Below are 17581 nucleotides of genomic sequence, written 5' to 3' on the forward strand. Positions count from 1 at the left end.
GGTCAGCGTCCGATCCACCGCACGCCGTACGGCTTCAGGTCGACCCGTCGGCCGTCGACCTCGGCGCTGATCGACCGGTTCAGGGTGTTCACCACGAGGGCGGTCCTGTCGGTGGCCAGGACGCGCACGTCCGAGGCGTCGTCCTTGGCCCCCGGCACCGTCCGGTACGCGGTGCCGGGCGGGAACTCCTTTGCGAACCGGGACACCAGGTCGTACATGGGCAGGGCCCCGCCGCCGCCGGGGGTGCCGGTCGGCGTCCACAGGCAGCCGGGGCAGGAGGTGCCCTGCTCGTTCTCCGGGTTCCAGTAGAAGCCCGAGGAGGCGCCGCCCTTGACGAGGGCGATCATCCCGGCGGCCTGCACGGCGACCCGGTGGTCCTCGGTCCAGCCCTTGCGGTCGTCGTCGCCGTCGGCGGGTTCGACGTAGTACTCGGCCCACCACAGCGGCAGGCCCCGGGTCCGCTGCCGCACCCAGGCGCCGACGGCGGTGAACTTGTCGGTGGCCGCAAACTCGTCGGGCCGCAGGGCGTCGTCCTTGGTGTAGCTGGAGCCGTCCACGACGACGAAGTCGGCGCCCGCCTTGTGCCGGTTCCAGTAGTCGAACGCGTCGAGGACCCGCTGGTCCAGGGCGCCCCAGGGGCCGTGCAGGGACGTCGAGGCGTGCGGCTGCCGCGGGTCGACGCTGTCCATGACGAGGTAGGGACCGCCCACCATGATCCGCGGGTCCACCCGCTTGAGCGCCGCGTAGACCAGGTTGTAGAGCCGGGTGTAGCCCTCGTAGTCCCAGCGGTCCTCGGCGTCGTTCCAGAAGCCCTTGAACTCGTTCCAGACGACGAAGTGGCGTACGTCCGGGTACCGCCTGGCGACGGTGGCGGCGAGCGCCGCGAAGTCCTTGTAGTGGTCGGGGGTGGGGGCGGTCTCCAGGGCCGACCGGCTCCAGTCGGTGCGGTCGGCCCCCGCCTTGCCGCCCTTCATCCAGTCCGGGGAGCAGCACAGGGTGACGACCGGGGTGCCGTGCGTCCTGCGGACGAAGTCGACGCGGCGGTCCATGTCCTCGAAGTCGTAGTGGCCCGGGACCGGTTCGGGGTTGCCCGCGCCCCACCCCATGATGTGCTGGTTCTGCGGCATCCCGGTCCCGGACAGCAGACCCGCCACGCGCGCGGTGGCGACCGCGCCGCCCTCGTCCGCGCTGAACTGGGTGTGGGTGAAGCCCCAGCCGACGTCCGGGTCCGTGCGCGCGGGCGGGGTGGCCGGCGTGCCGTGCACCTTGTCCCCGTCGGGCGTGGTGCCCCGGATGTCCGGGGTGCGCCCGGGCGGGGCGCCGAGCAGGGCCACCGCCAGGACCGCGACGGCCGTGACCACGCCGAGCAGCGCGATCAGGCGCCACCGCGCGGACCCCGTGTCCCACCCTTGACGTCCCATCAGGGGTCACCCTAACGGCGGGGGTCGGCCCGCGGACGGGTTTCGCCGTACGGCGGGGGTGGACCGTCCCGCGCCGGGCGTACGGGGCGCGTGGGGAGCACGGCGGGCACGGCCGGGACGGGCGGGGAGACCGACACACCCGACGCACCGCGGAAACCGGGTGCACCGAGGGGCCTCGTGCCGGATCATGGCGGCATGTCCGCGAACCCATACGAGGCTCTGCCGGTCCGGCTCACCGTAGACGACAGCGATTCGCCGTCCGACGTCGTCGACGCGCTGTTCCTCGGCCGTTTCGCGGCAGGCGAGCAGCCGTACTCGCACGCGGCGAACATCGACCGGGTGCGCTCCGGCGCCACACTGCTGCCCCCGGGCGCGCGGCTGCTGCGCGTCGCCCGCGACGAGGACCGCAGCGCGACGCTCGCGGAGGGCGACGGCTGGACGCTGCTGGTGTCCCGCTGGAACCGGGGCGCGGACGTCACGGTCACCGCGACCAGTGCCGAGCTGGCCGAGAAGGTGCTCGGCGAGGCCACGGACGGCGCGGCCGACGAGCCCGACCCGCAGCCGGAGAACGTGACCATGGGCTTTTGGTACGTGTCGCCGAGGCGCGGCCCGCACCGTACGACCCGGCAGATCTCGGCGGGCACCTGGGAGGAGGTCCGACCGAACTACACGGCGCCGGTCGCGGACGCCCTGGACCGGCTGATGGGGACGACACCCGAGGACATCGCGGGCCGTCTGCTGCTGCTCCACGGTCCGCCGGGCACGGGCAAGACCTCGGCGCTGCGCACCCTGGCCCGCTCGTGGCGCGACTGGTGCCAGGTGGACTGCGTCCTGGACCCCGAGCGGCTGTTCTCCGACGTCGGCTATCTGATGGACATCGCGATCGGCGAGGACGACGGGGCGGGCAAGGGCCGTTGGCGGCTGCTGCTGCTGGAGGACTGCGACGAACTGATCCGGGGCGAGGCGAAGCACACGGCGGGGCAGGCGCTGTCCCGTCTGCTGAACCTGACGGACGGGCTGCTGGGGCAGGGCAGGAACGTTCTGGTGGGTGTCACGACGAACGAGGACCTGGAGCGCCTGCATCCCGCCGTGGTCCGTCCGGGCCGCTGTCTGGCCCGTATCGAGGTCGGCCCGCTGACCCGGTCGGAGGCGGTGGACTGGCTGGGCCAGGAGGAGGGCGTGAGCCGCGACGGCGCGACCCTCGCGGAGCTGTACGCGCTCCAGCGGGGCACGTCGCCCGCGTCGGTGCCGGACCCCCGCACGGGCGCGGACTCCGGGCTGTACCTGTAGCCGAGCCTGCGGGGTGTCCGCGCTGCCGGACGCCGGGGTCCGGTGCTTTGATGGAGCCATGGCCCTGTTCGTCGGCACGTCGGGGTGGCAGTACCGGGACTGGCGCGACGTCCTGTACCCGGCCGACGTGCCCGTGCGGCTGTGGCTGGAGGCGTACGCGGCCCGGTTCGCCACGGTCGAGGTCAACAACGCGTTCTACCGGCTGCCGTCCCGCGAGACCTTCGAGGGCTGGCGGGAGCGGGTGCCGGGGGACTTCGTGGTGGCGGTGAAGGCGAGCCGCTTCCTGACGCACGTCAAGCGGCTGCGGGACCCCGAGGAGCCGGTGCACCGCCTGATGGGCCATGCGGCGGGCCTCGGCGACCGGCTCGGCCCGGTGCTGCTCCAGCTCCCGCCCACCCTGCGCGCCGACCCCGCGCTGCTGGACGCCTGCCTCGCCTGCTTCCCCGCCGGCACCCGGGTCGCGGTGGAGCCCCGCCACGACTCGTGGTGGACGCCCGAGGTGCGCGCGGTGCTCGAAGGCCGAGGTGCGGCGCTGTGCTGGGCCGACGTGCTGTCCCGCCCGGTCACTCCCCTGTGGCGGACCGCCGGCTGGGGTTACGTCCGCTTCCACGCGGGTCGTGCCCGGCCGTGGCCGCGCTACGGCCGGCAGGCCCTCACGTCCTGGGTGCACCGCCTCGACGCCGTCTGGCCCGACGGGCAGGACGTGTACGCGTACTTCAACAACGACCCGCACGCGGCGGCGGTCCTGGACGCGACGGCGTTCGCGCACGTCGCGGACCGTGCGGGGATGACGGTGACGCGTACACCGCGCGCCGGGCGGACGGCGCGGGCGGCACGGTCGCGCCCGGCCCCGGCCGTCGCTCGGGCTCAGGGACGGTAGGCCGCGCGCAGGGCCTCCCGGACGGCGGTCAGCGCCTCGTCCTCGCCGAGCCCCAGTCGCCGTACCCGCTCGGCGTACGCCTGCGCGGCACCGGCGGCCTCCCGCTCCGCGGCGGACCCGGCGGCGGCCACGAAGGTGCCGTTGCGGCCCCGTGTCTCGATCACTCCGTCGCTCTCCAGGGCGCGGTACGCCTTGGCCACGGTGTTCGGCGCGAGGGCGAGCGACTCGGCGAGTCCGCGGACGGTCGGCAGCCGGTATCCCACCGGCAGCGCACCCGACCGGGCCTGCTCGGCGATCTGGGCACGCACCTGCTCGTAGGGCGCGGGCCCTTCCACGATATGGATCTTCAAGGTCACGGGCCGATTGTCCCGCAGCGAGAAGAAATCCGGAGGCATTCGTCCGGGCGGCCGCCTAGCGTGTGCCGCGTGAGGGTGTTGCCGAACCCCAAGTGCCGGAGGTGCTGCATGTCCCTGAACGGACCCGGCCGCGCGGGCCAGGTGGACGTGGTCCTGGTCAAGGCGGGCCGTACGAAGATCCGTTACCCGGCGGAGCTGGTGGCGGACGACGGCGCGCGGATCGTGGTGCGCGCGCCCTGGGCGGGTGAGGGGGTCCGCGACTTCGGCTTCGTACGGTTCGTGCCCGGGGACGTCTTCACCGAGTACTACTGGCGCGACCGGTGGTACGCGGTGAAGGAGGTCCGTGACGGGCGGGGCGTGCTGAAGGGCTGGTACTGCGACATCGCCCGGCCGGCCGTGGTCCGCGGCGGTGAGCTGGTGGTCGAGGACCTCGATCTGGACCTGTGGCGTTCGGCGGACGGCCGGACCGTACTGCGCCTGGACGAGGACGAGTTCGCGGCGAGCGGGCTCGCGGCGGCGGACCCGGCCGCCGCCGCGGCCGCCGTACGGGCGCTGGACACGCTCGAACTCCTGGCCCGCGAGGGCGGATTCGAGGAGCTGACGGCCTGAGCCGGCCGTCAGAGCGTCGCGGTCACCGCGTACCGCTCGTCCCGCACCTCCTTGCCCCACAGGCGGGTGTCGTCCGACAGCCGCTCGACGTGGACCTCACCGGTGAGCGGTGCGAGAAGGGCGCTCACCTCGCTCGCGGGCATGCCGACCGGGTTCCGCGTTCCCCACACGCCCTCGACGAGGACGAGGCGCCCGCCACCGGGGCGGAGCAGTCCGCGCCAGTGCCGCAGGGCCCGTGCGGGATCGGGCAGGGCCCAGAGCACATGGCGCACGAGGACGGTGTCGAAGAGGCGCTCGCCGACCGGCGGAGACGCGGCGTCACCGAGGAGGAACACCGCGTCACATCCGGCCAGCTTGGCACGGGCCCGTTCGAGCATGTTCGGGGACAGGTCCACGCCGGTCACCCGGTGCCCCCGCTCGGACGCGAGGAGCGAGAGGCTGCCGGTGCCGCAGCCCAGGTCGAGGAGGTCGCCGGGCCGCGGTGGCAGCCACCGCTCCAGCCGGGCGGCCCACGCCCGGCGCACGGCGGGATCGCGCAGCCCGTGGTCCGGTTCGTCGTCGAAGGTGGCGGCCTCGGCGTCCCAGTCCACTTCCGCGCTCCCCCCTCGCGATGTTTCGGATCGCTGGTTCTTGGCCATGTTCCTGGTCATGTACCTGGTCACGACGCCATCGTGACAGCGACCACTGACAACCCGATCGTGACAGCCGCCACAGACAGAACGTGAACCGATGAGCAACCCTCGCTGAACAGGTCTACCTCCGCACAAACGCGAAACCCGGTAGGCACAAGGAGGCAGCCATGCGCCGAGTGACTGTGCACAAGCCCCTGAAGAGGACCGACTCCCGCCGGGTGCGGGAGGAGGCCGACGAGCGTCCCGTGGACCGCCCCGAGGTGCGCAAGGACATCGCGCGCGTCTGGTGGCCTCAGGGCTGAGCCCTCGCGCCCCGTCAGCCCGGTTCCGGCTCCGCACGGCAGCGCACACCCCCGTCCGACTCGGCCGCCCCCGCGCGTGACCGCGCCTGTGATCATCAGCGCGCCGGCAGAGGCGACAGCCTCCGCCCGGCGCGCTTTCGCATGCCCCGCGCACCCGGCCCCTCCGTGTCCTTCGCCCCCCGGGCCGGGCGCGCGCCCTCTTCTTGCTGAGCGTTCCTGAGCGCGCGGTTAGCCGTGCCTTAACGGCGCCATAAAGATCACCTTCGACCGCCTCCGACCCGCGCTTCCGCCGTTTTCCGGGGCTAGCTTGATGAGGAGCGCCCCCACGGGACCACGCCGAGGTCCGGGGCCTGCCCGGCGGCTCAGGTCGGACAGGCCCCGGCGGCGGCCGCGGATGCTGGGGACAACCACGGACGCCCGTTCGTGGCCCGGCAGCGTCAGCTGAACACGGACGCGCAGGTGCTGGCGGTGGCGTGGGCCGGATCGAGGGCGTTGGCCACCTCGTGGAAGGCGATCCGGTCGAGCAGACCGATCGCCACGTGCTCGGAGAGGTCGACCGCGCACAGGTTCTGCAGCAGGATGTTGTGGACGTCGGGGCCGCTCAGGAACTGCGAGCCGTACGGCGTGACCACCTCGTCGTGCCGGGTGGCGATGACCGTGTAGTGGACGCCGGGCACGGTGTCGCCGCCGGCGTTGAGCTTGGTCAGGAACGCCGATCCGACGAGCTGGTCGGCGAGACCGGGCGTGGCCGCGGAGAGCAGGGCCTCGGCACCGGGGAAGTACGGCAGCAGGTTGGCGAGGCCGCTCAGGGTGGTGCCGTGGTTGTCGGGCGCGAGGCCGACGAGGGCGTTCACCTTGGCGGCGCCGCCGAGGAACTTGAGGTAGTAGCGGGGCATCATGCCGCCCTGCGAGTGGCCGACGAGATCGACCTTGGCGGCGCCGGTCGCGGCGAGCACCTTGTCCACGAAGACCTGGAGCTGCCCGGCCGAGGCGTCGATGGGGCCGAGGCCGTGGAAGAGCGGGACTCCCGGCAGCTGGCCGTAGTCCAGCGAGAAGACGCAGTAGCCGCGCGCCTCCAGATACGGGGCGAGGGACAGCCAGTTGTCGACGGAGTTGCCGAGCGTCCCGTGGACGAGGACGACGGGGCGGGGGTGCGCGGCGGACGGCTCGCAGGAGTAGTCGTTCCAGCCGGAGGACGGCGCGGCGGCCTCGGCGGTGGCGGCCGGGACGACGGCGAACGCGGCGGCCAGCAGCATCGCTGCGAGCGGTCTGAGCAGGCGTTTCCAGGGCAGCATCGGGTGATCTCCTTGCGGCTCACGGGAGGTGCGACGACTTGCCTCTGTGATCCGGATCACGAGGATGCTGTTCACTCGTCAAGTTACGAACGAGTAGCCACCCATGGGAAGTTACGCGTCGGTAAAAACTTCCCGCCACGGCCACGCACGGATGCGATTCCTGGTAACGGCCTCAGCGCATGTGACGACGCATCACCATGTGGGCCGCACGGGCCCACCGGGCGCGATGCGCAGCAACTGCCCCTGGAGCGAGCGGATCTCCCCTTCCCCGAGCAGCTCCGCCCACGGCCGCACGGCCTCCGCGGCGGCCTCCTCGGCGGCCCGGGCGCACGCCCAGCCCCGCTCGGTCAGCACGATCAGCCGGGCGCGCGCGTCCTCGGGGTGGGGCCGGCGCTCGGCGAAGCCCTTGCGCACGATCTCGTCGACGAGCTGGCTCGCCGCCTGCTTGGTGACCCCGAGATGGGACGCCAGCTCCGTCACGGTCGCGCCGTCGGGAGCGAGCCGGACGAACGCGAAGCCGTGCGCGGGCCGCAGCCCCCCGAAGCCGCGCGCGGCGACCCCGTCATGGATGCGCTGCGTCAACTCGCCCGCCACGGCGAGCAGGGCGGCGGACAGGGCCATGGCCTCGGAGTTCCTCACGCGGACATTGAACACCTTGACAGAATGGTCAAGCTGCTTGACCATGAGAGTGGTCAAGTCGCTTGACCATATCGACCGACCCCCTCACCCACCTCGATCCCCCGGGAGCCCCTCATGCCCGTCGTCCACCCTCGCGAAGCCGTCACCCACGAGATGCACGGCGCCCGCTTCGTCTCGTACGTCACCCCCCGGACCGGCGGCAGGGAGCTGTGCGCCTGGCGCGGCGAACTGCCCGCCGGACTGCGCGCACCCCTGCACACCGTCACCCGGGAGGAGGTCTTCCATCTGCTGAGCGGCGAGCTGCTCGTCACCCTCGACGGCCGCACCGAGCGGATCGCCGCGGGCGACACGGTGATCGTCAACGCCGGCACGCTCTTCGGCGTCGAGAACCCCACCGCCGAGACCGCCGTCTCCTGGGTCACCACCTCCCTCGGCCTGGAGGCGGAACTGGCCGACGGCACCCGGATCACTCCCCCGTGGGCCGCGTGAGCGGACCTGGACGGGGACGACACCCGACCGCCTCACCCTCGGGGCCCGGCCGCGGCAGGCGGTGCCAAGGGCTGTCCCGTAATCCCCGGCGGATCAGCGCGGATCACGGGACAGCCCTCAGCGGATCCAGACCCGCAGCGGGCCGATCGGTTCGAAGCCGTGGCGTACGGCGGCCTCCAGATCGTCGCCGTGTTCGTAGCCGACCACCGGCAGGGCGGGGAACAGGTGGTGCACCGCGGCCAGCACGAGCGGCCAGGCCGTGTCGGGGCCGCCGTCGAGGGCGAAGACGTTGGAGACGCCGACCACCGGGCCGCCGATGCTCGCCACCGCTCCGGCGACCACCCGGCCGTCGGCGGAGTGCCCGGCGAGCAGGCGGGTGGCCGGGTCGGCGAGCAGTCCGGGGCGGAACAGATCCGCGTCGCCACCCCCGTCGTCCCAGGCCGACGCCCAGGCGCGCAGCGCGGCCGCGTCGTCCACCACGCCCCAGTCGAGGGCCGGGAGGACGGCGGGCGGACGCGGCGGGCGGTGGATCCACTGTGCGTCGAACAGGACCCGGAAGCCGGCCTGCGTCAGATCCAGATCCGCGAAGCTGTCCTTGACACTGGCGCCGGGCGCGGCGGTGTCGATGCGGGCCAGCAGCGCGGCCGGGTCGGCGCCGGGCGCCAGCGTCACCGCGTCCGGGTAGTACGGCGGTGTGCGGGCCGGGGCGGCCCACGCCTGTTCGAGGAACTCCCCCGCCACCCCGTGCGCCCGGCTCATCACCGCGCACCACTCGGCGTTGTCGCGGGCGGCCGCCCGGACCATGGACTGCTTCGACATCGTCACGAGTACGGATCCTGACCCGGCACGACCCGACCGGGCAACTCCTTTGTCCAGCCCTCGCTGGCCCCCTGCCGGGACCGGCGAGGGCTGTATCACCGATCATTGAATCGCTCATGTGTTCTAAGACATGTTCGAGCCAGCCCCCTCACCCTGCCTGGTGAGGCTAGAGTAATCGAACGAGCGTACGATGCACGTATCGGACATCCGACGAAAAGGGGGCAGAGTGAGGGAGGTGCGGCATGACGGGCTTCGCTCATCTGCACGTCGCCTCCGGTTACTCCGCCCGCTACGGCGCCTCCCACCCCGAGCACCTCGCCCGAAGGGCGGCCGAGCGGGGCATGGCGGCGCTCGCGCTCACCGACCGGGACACGGTCACCGGGGCCGTGCGGTTCGCGCGGGCCTGCGCGAAGGAGGGGGTCCGGCCGCTCTTCGGCATCGACCTCGCGGTGGCGGCCCTCGCGCCGTCGCCACCGGTCCAGCGCCGCCGCACCCCGGCGCGCGGCGGCGCCCATGTGGCCGAACCGCCGCTGCGGTTCACTCTGCTCGCACGGAACCGGGCGGGCTGGGCCCGGCTGTGCCGCATCACCTCGGCCGCCCATGCCGACGCCCTCGGGGGTACGCCACCGGTGGTGCCCTGGGAGGCGCTGCGCGCGTACGGCGGCCCCGGCCTGACCGTGCTGCTCGGGCCCCTCTCGGAGCCGGTACGGGCCCTGGCGGCGGGCCGGGAGGACGTCGCGATGAGACTGCTGGCGCCCTGGGTGGAGGTCTTCGGGAGGGAGGTCCGGCTGGAGGTGGTCGCGCAGAAACGTTCCGGCACAGGTCCGGGCTCCCTCCGGACGGCCGCCCGGACCCTGGCGCTGGCCGACCGCACCGGCATCACCGCCGTGCTCTCCAACGCCGTCCGCTACGCCGATCCCGCACAGCACCGGCTCGCCGACGTCCTGGACGCCGCGCGGCTGCTGCGCCCGGTCGACCGGCGCCGTCTGGACAGCGGGCAGCGCTGGCTCAAGGACGGGGAAGCCATGGCCGGCGTGGCACGGCTGGTCGCCGAGTGCGCCGGAGCGGACGCCCGGCGGGCCCACCGCCTGCTGGCGGACACCGCCGCCACCGCCGCCGCGTGCGCCGTGGACCCGGCGGCGGACCTCGGGCTCGGCGCCCACCACTTCCCGGAACCGTCCCTCTTCGGCGCCGGGCCCGCGGCGGGAGAAGCCGCCCACCTGCTGCGCCGGCAGTGCGCGGAGGGCCTGGCCCGGCGCGGGCCGGACCGCGACCGGGCCGCGCGGGAGCGGCTGGACCAGGAGCTCGCGGTCATCTCCCGGCTGGGCTACGACGCGTACTTCCTCGCCGTGAGCCAGGTCGTGGCCGACATCCGGGCCAAGGGGATCCGGGTCGCGGCCCGCGGCTCCGGTGCCGGTTCACTGGTCTGCCACGCGCTGGGCATCGCCACCGCCAACCCGCTCGACCACCACCTGCTGTTCGAACGCTTTCTGAGCACGCGCCGGGCCTCGCTGCCCGACATCGACATCGACGTGGAGTCCGCCCGCCGCCTGGAGTGCTACGACACGATCTTCGAACGGTTCGGCAAGGAGCGGGTGGCCGTCACCGCGATGCCCGAGACCTACCGGGCGCGCAGGGCCCTGCGGGACACCGGGCTCGCCCTCGGCATCGCGCCCGCGGACGTCGACCGGATCGCCAAGAGCTTCCCGCACCTGCGGGCCTGCGACATCACCGGCGCCCTCGCCGAACTGCCCGAACTGCGGCAACTGGCCGCCGAGGCAGACCGGTACGGGCCGCTGTGGGAACTCGCGGAGGGCCTCGACTCCCTGGTCCACGGCATGGCCATGCACCCCTGCGGTGTCGTCATCAGCGACGCGACCCTCCTGGACCGGCTTCCGGTGCAGCCCACCCCGCAGGGCGAGTACCCGATGGCCATGGCGGCGAAGGAGGAGATCGAGGCGCTGGGCAACATCAAACTCGACGTCCTGGGCGTGCGGATGCAGTCCGCCATGGCCCACGCCGTCGCCGAGATCGAACGGGCCACCGGCGACCGCGTCGACCTGGACGACCCCCGGCAGGTTCCGCTGGACGACGTCCTCGCCTTCAAGCTCATCCAGGAGAGCCGGACCCTCGGCCTGTTCCAGCTGGAGTCGCCCGGCCAGCAGGACCTCCTGTCCCGGCTCCAGCCCCGCGACGTCCAGGACGTCATCGCCGACATCAGCCTCTTCCGCCCCGGCCCGGTCGCGGGCGGCATGCCCGAGCGGTACATCGCCGCCCGGCACGGCGGCACACCGTCGTACGCCCATCCGGACCTGGAGCCGGTGCTCGCCGACACCTACGGCGTGACCATCTGGCACGAGCAGGTCATCGAGACCCTGTCGGTCATGACCGGCTGCGACTACGCGCTGGCGGAGATCGCCCGGCGGGCGCTCGGCGACAAGGACCGGCTGCCGAGGATCAGGGACTGGTTCCACCGCCTGGCCCGCGCGCGCGGCTACAGCGAGACCGTCCGCGACGAGGTCTGGAGGACCGTGGAGGCCTTCGGCGCCTACGGATTCTGCCGGGCCCACGCGGTCGCCTTCGCCGTGCCCGCGCTGCAGAGCGCCTGGCTCAAGGCGCACCGTCCGGCGTTCCTGCTCGCCGGCCTCCTCGAACACGATCCCGGGATGTGGCCCCAGCGGGTCCTGGTCGCGGACGCCCGGCGGGGCGGTGTGCCGGTGCTTCCTGTCGACGTCAACGACTCCCGGGTACGGCACACCGTGGAGAGGACGGACGGGGAGCGGTGGGGCGTGCGGCTCGCCCTCTCACAGGTGCACGGGATCCGTGCGGAGGAGTCCGCGCGGATCGAGGAGGGGCAGCCGTACGGATCGCTGGCGGACTTCTGGCAGCGGGCCCGTCCCAGCAGGCCCGTCGCCGAACGCCTCGCGGAGATCGGCGCCCTGGACTCCCTCCACGACGGACGCCTCACGCGCCGCGATCTGCTGCTGCAGATCGCCGAACTCCACCGGCAGTCCCGTAGCCGAACCGCGGGGTCGGGGCAACTGCCCCTCGACGGGGGCGCGGTGGGCGGCGCGGAACCGAGCGGTCTGCCGGAGATGACCGGACGCGAGGCGCTGAGCGCCGAGTTGAACACCCTCGGCATCGACGTCTCCCGGCATCTGATGGATCACCATCACCGGCTGCTGCGGGAGGTCGGCGCGACCGACGCGGCGCACCTGCCCCGGATGCGCGCCGGCCGACAGGTGCTCGTCGCCGGCGTGCGGGCCTCCACCCAGACCCCGCCGATCGCGAGCGGCAAGCGGGTCGTCTTCGTCACCCTGGAGGACGGTTCCGGCCTGATCGACCTCGCGTTCTTCGAGGACTCCCACCCTGCCTGCGCCTACACCGTCTTCCACAGCGGACTGCTGCTGGTGCGCGGCACGGTCCAGGTGCGCGGCACCCGCCGCACCGTCGTCGGCACCATGGCCTGGGACCTGGACGAGATCGCCGCCGCCCGCCGAGACAACGGCCCCGAGGCCGCGCTCGCCCTCCTGGGGGAGAGCCACCCGCACCCGACCCCCGCTCAGCCGCAGCGCACCTTGGCCAACAGCACCACAGGCGCCCGCCTCCACCCCTACGCCGACCTCCAGCCCGCCGGCACTCGCTCGGCCGACCTGAAGAAGTTCGGCTACACCAGCCCGGGGAGCGCGGGATGACCACACGGCAGCGGCACATCGCTCACCTCCATTTGCGTGGCTCGCTGACCGAGGATCAGTACGCCTCTGCGATCGAACCAACGTCTGGTGTCACGCCCCATATCCCCCTTATGACGTCGCCCAGCTGGCAAAAGCTCAGACTGAAGGCCCTCTACAGTAAAGAAAGCAGCGCCGGGCTTGCGGGCAACCGCATGATGGCGGCCGACGCGTCCGCGCCGGGAGAGACCACTTGGGTTCCCGCCAAGCAGGCTGCCGCCTGGCTGTATCCCCGCCCGGTCACCGCACTTCCGGGGATCGGCCGTACCGCAGCGGAAACGCTCAACCGATATAAAATGGACCCCATCGGCCAGGTGGTCGAGATACCCGCGGCGACCCTGCAACGACTCCTCGGCGCCGCCCTCGCTCGGCTGCTGGCCGAACGCGCCCGCGGCCACGACCCCCGCCCGGTCATCCCGTCGGAAGCGGCGGCTTATCTGACCGCCGGCCTCGTGCGGACCGGGACTGTCTTGACCCGGCGCGGCATCACCGAGCCGTTTTGGGACTTGCCGAGCAGATCGGGCAACGCCTGCGTGGCGAGAGTCAGGTCGCCAGCCAGCCACCCTCACGGTGAGGTACGCCGACCGCAGCTCCACTACGCGCACCCGCACGCTGCCGGAACCGACCAACCACTCGCCCCCTCCGCGACCGCCCTGGCTCTACTTACCTCCTTGGGGCTGCAGGGAGCGCGCGTCCGCGCCTACGCGATCCGTGTCGACGACCTGCTGCCGGCCGACAACGTCTACTGCCAGCTCTCTCTGGATCCTGGTGATGCCCGCGCCCCGCAGCCGAAGCCGCCGCAGATCGGGCCCGTCGACGCTTCGGGCTTGAGGCTGGGCATCCAGCCGCTTTGGCTGACTGCATCAACCCCGGGCCGAGGATCGCATGACGCTCATCCCGGCCACCGAACGGATTCCCTGTCATGTTCGGCCATCCAGCCTTTCACGGCTGCGAGGCCGAAACGCCGACCCCGGAATACTGCGGGCTCAACCGGGCAACCCGCTTTGACCCATTTGTCGACCATTCAGTCGGAGACCCCGTAGTAGGTCATCAGCTGAGCGGTGCCAGAAGCGCGGCGAGTCCGGGCGGGAGCGGCGTTCGGTGACGATCGCTGGCGTTCACGGAGCGTATCCGCCAGGCCCAGAACGGGCGCATCCCGCACCAGCCCTCGACGCGCTCGCTCTCGTGAACCCGGCGGGTGCACAGCAGTCCGGGACAGTCCCCAAATGTGACACACGACACTATTGACCGATGCGTTCGACCCGCACATGATCACCACAGTTTGTAAGGAAATTTTAAGAGAATGGGTGGGGTGTGTTGACGCACAGACGTCGGCGCGGCTGGCGCCGGGCGATCGGAAGCGGCACGATAGCCGTCGTTCTCCTGGGGGGTGCGATTCCGGCGATCGGGGCCGCGGCGTCCCCGGCGTTCGCCGATGAGGGAGGGACCTCAGCAGCGGCTGATCACAATCCGGAGTCGGAGGCCAGCGCCCTCGCGGCGAAGACCGGTGAGCGCGTGGAGGTGACAGCCAAGACCACTGAGTCCGCGCAGCTGTTCGCCAACCCGGACGGCACCTTCACTCAGGAAATGAACGCGGCGCCGGTCCGCGCCCAGGAGGACGACGGCCGCTGGGCTGCCATCGACACCACCCTCGAGCGTGATGCCGACGGCTCCGTGCGGGCCAGGAACACCACGGCGGACGTCACCTTCTCGGGCGGCGGCAGCGGCAGCGGACTGGTCACCCTGGAGGACGACGGGCACCGGTTGAAACTCGGCTGGCCCGGCCCGCTCCCCGCGCCCCGCCTCGACGGCGCCACCGCCACCTACTCCGACGTCCTCCCCGACGTCGACCTGCGACTGACCGCGCTGAGCACCGGCTACACCTCCGTGCTCGTCGTCAAGACCGCCCAGGCGGCGAAGAACCCGGCGCTCGCGACGATCAGGATGACCACCTCCGGCGCCGGCCTGGACATCGCCCCGACAAGCGACGGCGGTTTCGTCGCGCGAGACGGCGACGGCACCCCGGTCTTCGAGAGCCCGGCGGGCCGGATGTGGGACTCGGCAGGTGACATCGCGGACGCCGACACCGCGGGCGTCAGCACGCAGCTCGCACGCACGGCCCAGGTCGACCCCGAGCCCACGCCGACCGCACCCGTCCCGCTGCCCGATGCCGGGGGTGAGCCGGCCCCCACCGAGGGCCCCGGCACCGGTGACGCGGCGGCAGATCTGCCACTCCACATCACCGGAACCACCCTGGAGATCACCCCGGACCCAGCCCTTCTGCACGGCGAGGACACCGTCTTCCCGCTGTACATCGACCCGCCGACCAAGGGCATCTCCCTGGGCGACTGGACGGCGCTAGCCTCCAACGGCACCAAGTACTGGAAGTTCAGCGGTGACAAGGGCGTGGGGCGCTGCTCCAACTACGCCGGCTACCTCTGCTCCAACAGCCCGTACACCCAGCGCATGTACTTCGAGTACCCGCTCTCCTCGATCCATGGCAAGAAGATCCTGGACGCGACCTTCGAGGTGTACCAGGTGTGGACGTTCACCTGTGATGCGCACTGGTACGACCTGAGCCACGTGACCAAAGGCATCTCCGACAGCACCACGTGGTCGAGCCGCCCCAGTGCGGACGACCTGATGGGCGACCGCTACGTGTCCTACGGGCGCGGCAGCCTGTGCAGCCCGTCGCAGCCGGCCAACTGGGTGCGGTTCAGCGACAACGTGGGCGAGGAGACCAATGAGAACCTGACGACGACGCTTGCCTCGCACGCCGCGAACAAGGACGCGCAGATCACCTTCTCGTTGACCGCGCACGACGAGTCCGACGCTGGAGCGTGGGCGCGGTTCCGCAACGACGCGAAGCTGTCGGTGACTTACGTGTCATACCCAGACAAGCCGACGTCGTACGGCGTCCAGCAGGGCACCACGGGGCGGACCTGCAACGCCTCGACGCTGCCCTTCGCCACCAGCGACACCTCGCCGAAGATGCTGGGTACGGTGCAGTCGGTGGACGGCAGCCAGGCCCAGCTGCGCGCCGACTTCGAGGTGTGGAAGGCCGACGGCTCCAGCCGCGTGTGGACCGCGAACTCGCCAAGCGGCGCCTGGGTGGCCGACAACGCCGTCCGTGATGCCAGCACCAGCACGCTGACGGCGCAGACGAACTACCGGATGCGGGTCAGGACGCAGGCGTACTACATGACAGACCGGGGCGACTCGGGTGTCCTGGACTCGGCCTGGTCGTCCTGGTGCTACTTCCGCGTCGACACCGACTCGCCGCCGTCGCCCGTCATCAGCAGCACCGATGGCCTGTACAAGCCAGCCGACGCCTATCCGGCGGCGGGCGGTGTGGGTACCCCGGGCAAGTTCACCTTCACTCCTGCGGACACCAACCCCACCACGGCCGGCATCCAGTCCGACGTCGTCAGCTACAAGTGGAAGCTGAACAGCGGCGCGATCTCCTCGCCGATCAACGTGGCCACGGGCACGGCCACCACCCTGTCGATCACCCCGAACCAGCCAGGTGAGAACACCATCCAGGTCTGGGGCTTCGACGCGGCTGGGCACAGCTCCCTCACCGGCTACTACAGCTTCCTGGTTCTGGGGGCCGAACTGCCCTCGGGAATCTGGCACCTGGACAACGCCGTCACCGACGCCACCACCGCGACCCAGCACCCGCTGACCAACGCGGGTGCCACCTGGGACACCCTGGCCCGCAGCGGTCCCGGTGCGGCGAAGCTGAACGGCACCACAGCCTATCTGTCCACCTCCGGCGCGGTCCTGGACACCACCAAGTCCTTCACCGTCTCAGCCTGGGCGCGGCTGACGAAGAACGACGTCAACTACACCGTCCTGTCCCAGGCGGGCACCAACGCCTCCGGGTTCCAGCTGTACTACTCCAGCTCCTACAAGGCCTGGGTCTTCAACCGCCACCAGTCGGACGTCGTCAGCCCCGGCATCACCCGCTCGATCGGCACCAAGCCGCCGGTCCTGAACGCCTGGACCCACCTGGCGGGCGTCTACGACGCGGCGAACCAGACCGTCCAGCTCTACGTCAACGGTGTCCCGCAGGGCGCCCCGGTGGCGTTCACCACACCGTGGAAGGCGTCGGGCAACCTCCAAATCGGGCGGCTGTGGTACGACGGCGGCAGCAAGGAGAACTTCTCCGGCACCATCGACGAGGTGAAGGTCTGGTCCCGCGCCCTCGCGGACACCGAGGTCACCCATGATGCCTGGCTGGAGGACGAGGACCTGAGCGACGGCACGGCCGGCGACCCGGTCCCGGCGCTCGTCGCCAAGTGGGACGCCACCGACATGGCGAACGCCACCGGCACCACCGTCAAGGACACCAGCGGCTTCGGCCGGAACCTCACCCTGAATGGGGCGACGCTCACCCAGGTCAGCATCGGTGACCCGGACATCGGCGAAGAGGTCACGACCACGCAGACGATGGCCTTGAACGGCACCAGCGCGTACGCCACCGCCACCGGCCCGTTCATCGACGACACCGGCTCGTTCACCGCGACCGCGTGGGTCACGCTGAACCCGGCCAAGTTCACCGACACCACCAAGTCGTACGCAGTGCAGGTCTTCGGCCAGTCGGGCACCAGCCAGTCCTCCTGGGGCGTCTGGTACGAGCAGCCGGCCGGCAGCATACAGGGCCGCTGGACGTTCGGCCGTCCCGACAAGGACGGCACCGGCGCGGTCTGGACCACGAGCGCATCCAACGCGTTCACCACAGCCCAGCTGGGCGTCCCGGTCATGCTGACGGTCGTCTACGACGCCCAGGCGGCGGCCGACCCCAACGACGCCTCCAAGCTCGGCGCGCTCAAGCTGTACGTCGACAGCGCCCTGATGGGCGACGAGGACGGCGTGTCCTACCCGGCCCCCTGGCAGAGCGGGGGGGCGTTCGAGATCGGCCGGGCGAAGATCGACGGCGCCACCGCGCGCTACTTCCCCGGGACGATCGACAGCGTCCGCGTCTGGGCCGGAGCCACCTCCACCGACACGATCGCCAACCGGCGCAACGCCGAGCAGCGATAGCTGCGAGGGCAGGGGGAGGACAGGCTGAATCCCCGTCCTCCCCTGCCCTGCCTGTCCTTTCTTCTTTTCTCT

General features: G+C 71.9%; 14 protein-coding genes. 8 read left to right on the forward strand and 6 right to left on the reverse strand.

Annotated elements, in window-relative coordinates:
• Positions 1 to 2: 2 nt before the first annotated feature.
• Positions 3 to 1421, reverse strand: a complete 1419-nt coding sequence (locus AB0C59_RS05095; RefSeq protein ID WP_363001125.1) for a xylan 1,4-beta-xylosidase — start codon at positions 1419 to 1421, stop codon at positions 3 to 5.
• A gap of 195 nt (positions 1422 to 1616) precedes the next feature.
• Here AB0C59_RS05095 and AB0C59_RS05100 point away from each other — a divergent pair, with 195 nt between their 5' ends.
• Positions 1617 to 2711: a DUF5925 domain-containing protein gene (locus tag AB0C59_RS05100; RefSeq protein WP_363001127.1), complete on the forward strand. Its 1095-nt coding sequence runs from the start codon at positions 1617 to 1619 to the stop codon at positions 2709 to 2711.
• Between the two features lie 58 nt (positions 2712 to 2769).
• Positions 2770 to 3591, forward strand: a complete 822-nt coding sequence (locus AB0C59_RS05105; protein WP_363001129.1) for a DUF72 domain-containing protein — start codon at positions 2770 to 2772, stop codon at positions 3589 to 3591.
• On the opposite strand, the gene AB0C59_RS05110 is transcribed toward AB0C59_RS05105, so the two are convergent.
• Positions 3579 to 3947 carry a GntR family transcriptional regulator gene (locus AB0C59_RS05110; RefSeq protein ID WP_363001131.1) on the reverse strand — a complete coding sequence of 123 codons (369 nt, stop codon included), beginning with the start codon at positions 3945 to 3947 and terminating at the stop codon, positions 3579 to 3581. The genes AB0C59_RS05105 and AB0C59_RS05110 overlap by 13 nt on opposite strands.
• A gap of 108 nt (positions 3948 to 4055) precedes the next feature.
• Between AB0C59_RS05110 and AB0C59_RS05115 the strand changes: the two genes are divergently transcribed.
• Entirely contained in the window at positions 4056 to 4556 is a 501-nt protein-coding gene (locus tag AB0C59_RS05115; RefSeq protein WP_363001133.1) for a DUF402 domain-containing protein, read from the forward strand.
• Between the two features lie 8 nt (positions 4557 to 4564).
• On the opposite strand, the gene AB0C59_RS05120 is transcribed toward AB0C59_RS05115, so the two are convergent.
• Positions 4565 to 5194: a class I SAM-dependent methyltransferase gene (locus tag AB0C59_RS05120; RefSeq protein ID WP_363001270.1), complete on the reverse strand. Its 630-nt coding sequence runs from the start codon at positions 5192 to 5194 to the stop codon at positions 4565 to 4567.
• 161 nt (positions 5195 to 5355) lie between these two features.
• Between AB0C59_RS05120 and AB0C59_RS05125 the strand changes: the two genes are divergently transcribed.
• On the forward strand, positions 5356 to 5490 hold the full coding sequence (locus AB0C59_RS05125) for a hypothetical protein (RefSeq protein ID WP_363001135.1): 135 nt from the start codon (positions 5356 to 5358) through the stop codon (positions 5488 to 5490).
• A gap of 437 nt (positions 5491 to 5927) precedes the next feature.
• Here the strand turns inward: AB0C59_RS05125 and AB0C59_RS05130 are convergent, their stop codons facing one another.
• Both AB0C59_RS05130 and AB0C59_RS05135 read right to left on the reverse strand, forming a co-directional pair.
• Positions 5928 to 6785 (reverse strand): alpha/beta fold hydrolase, encoded by an 858-nt coding sequence (locus tag AB0C59_RS05130; protein ID WP_363001137.1) that lies wholly within the window; start codon positions 6783 to 6785, stop codon positions 5928 to 5930.
• A gap of 192 nt (positions 6786 to 6977) precedes the next feature.
• A complete protein-coding gene (locus AB0C59_RS05135) occupies positions 6978 to 7424 on the reverse strand; it encodes a MarR family transcriptional regulator (RefSeq protein WP_363001139.1) in 447 nt (148 codons plus the stop codon).
• A gap of 114 nt (positions 7425 to 7538) precedes the next feature.
• On the opposite strand from AB0C59_RS05135, the gene AB0C59_RS05140 reads away from it, so the two are divergent.
• On the forward strand, positions 7539 to 7913 hold the full coding sequence (locus AB0C59_RS05140; protein WP_363001141.1) for a cupin domain-containing protein: 375 nt from the start codon (positions 7539 to 7541) through the stop codon (positions 7911 to 7913).
• Positions 7914 to 8030: 117 nt separating this feature from the next.
• Here the strand turns inward: AB0C59_RS05140 and AB0C59_RS05145 are convergent, their stop codons facing one another.
• Positions 8031 to 8738 carry a hypothetical protein gene (locus AB0C59_RS05145; RefSeq protein WP_363001143.1) on the reverse strand — a complete coding sequence of 236 codons (708 nt, stop codon included), beginning with the start codon at positions 8736 to 8738 and terminating at the stop codon, positions 8031 to 8033.
• Positions 8739 to 8974: 236 nt separating this feature from the next.
• On the opposite strand from AB0C59_RS05145, the gene dnaE reads away from it, so the two are divergent.
• From dnaE to AB0C59_RS05160, 3 genes are all read left to right on the forward strand, one after another.
• Positions 8975 to 12427, forward strand: a complete 3453-nt coding sequence (gene dnaE / locus AB0C59_RS05150) for a DNA polymerase III subunit alpha (protein ID WP_363001145.1) — start codon at positions 8975 to 8977, stop codon at positions 12425 to 12427.
• On the forward strand, positions 12424 to 13506 hold the full coding sequence (locus tag AB0C59_RS05155; RefSeq protein ID WP_363001147.1) for an ImpB/MucB/SamB family protein: 1083 nt from the start codon (positions 12424 to 12426) through the stop codon (positions 13504 to 13506). The genes dnaE and AB0C59_RS05155 overlap by 4 nt, the downstream gene beginning before the upstream one ends.
• 472 nt (positions 13507 to 13978) lie before the next feature.
• Complete coding sequence (locus AB0C59_RS05160) at positions 13979 to 17509, forward strand: LamG domain-containing protein (protein ID WP_363001149.1); 3531 nt, start codon at positions 13979 to 13981, stop codon at positions 17507 to 17509.
• Positions 17510 to 17581: the final 72 nt, after the last annotated feature.

It is taken from the genome of Streptomyces sp. NPDC048664 (assembly GCF_040650555.1).
Classification (GTDB): domain Bacteria; phylum Actinomycetota; class Actinomycetes; order Streptomycetales; family Streptomycetaceae; genus Streptomyces.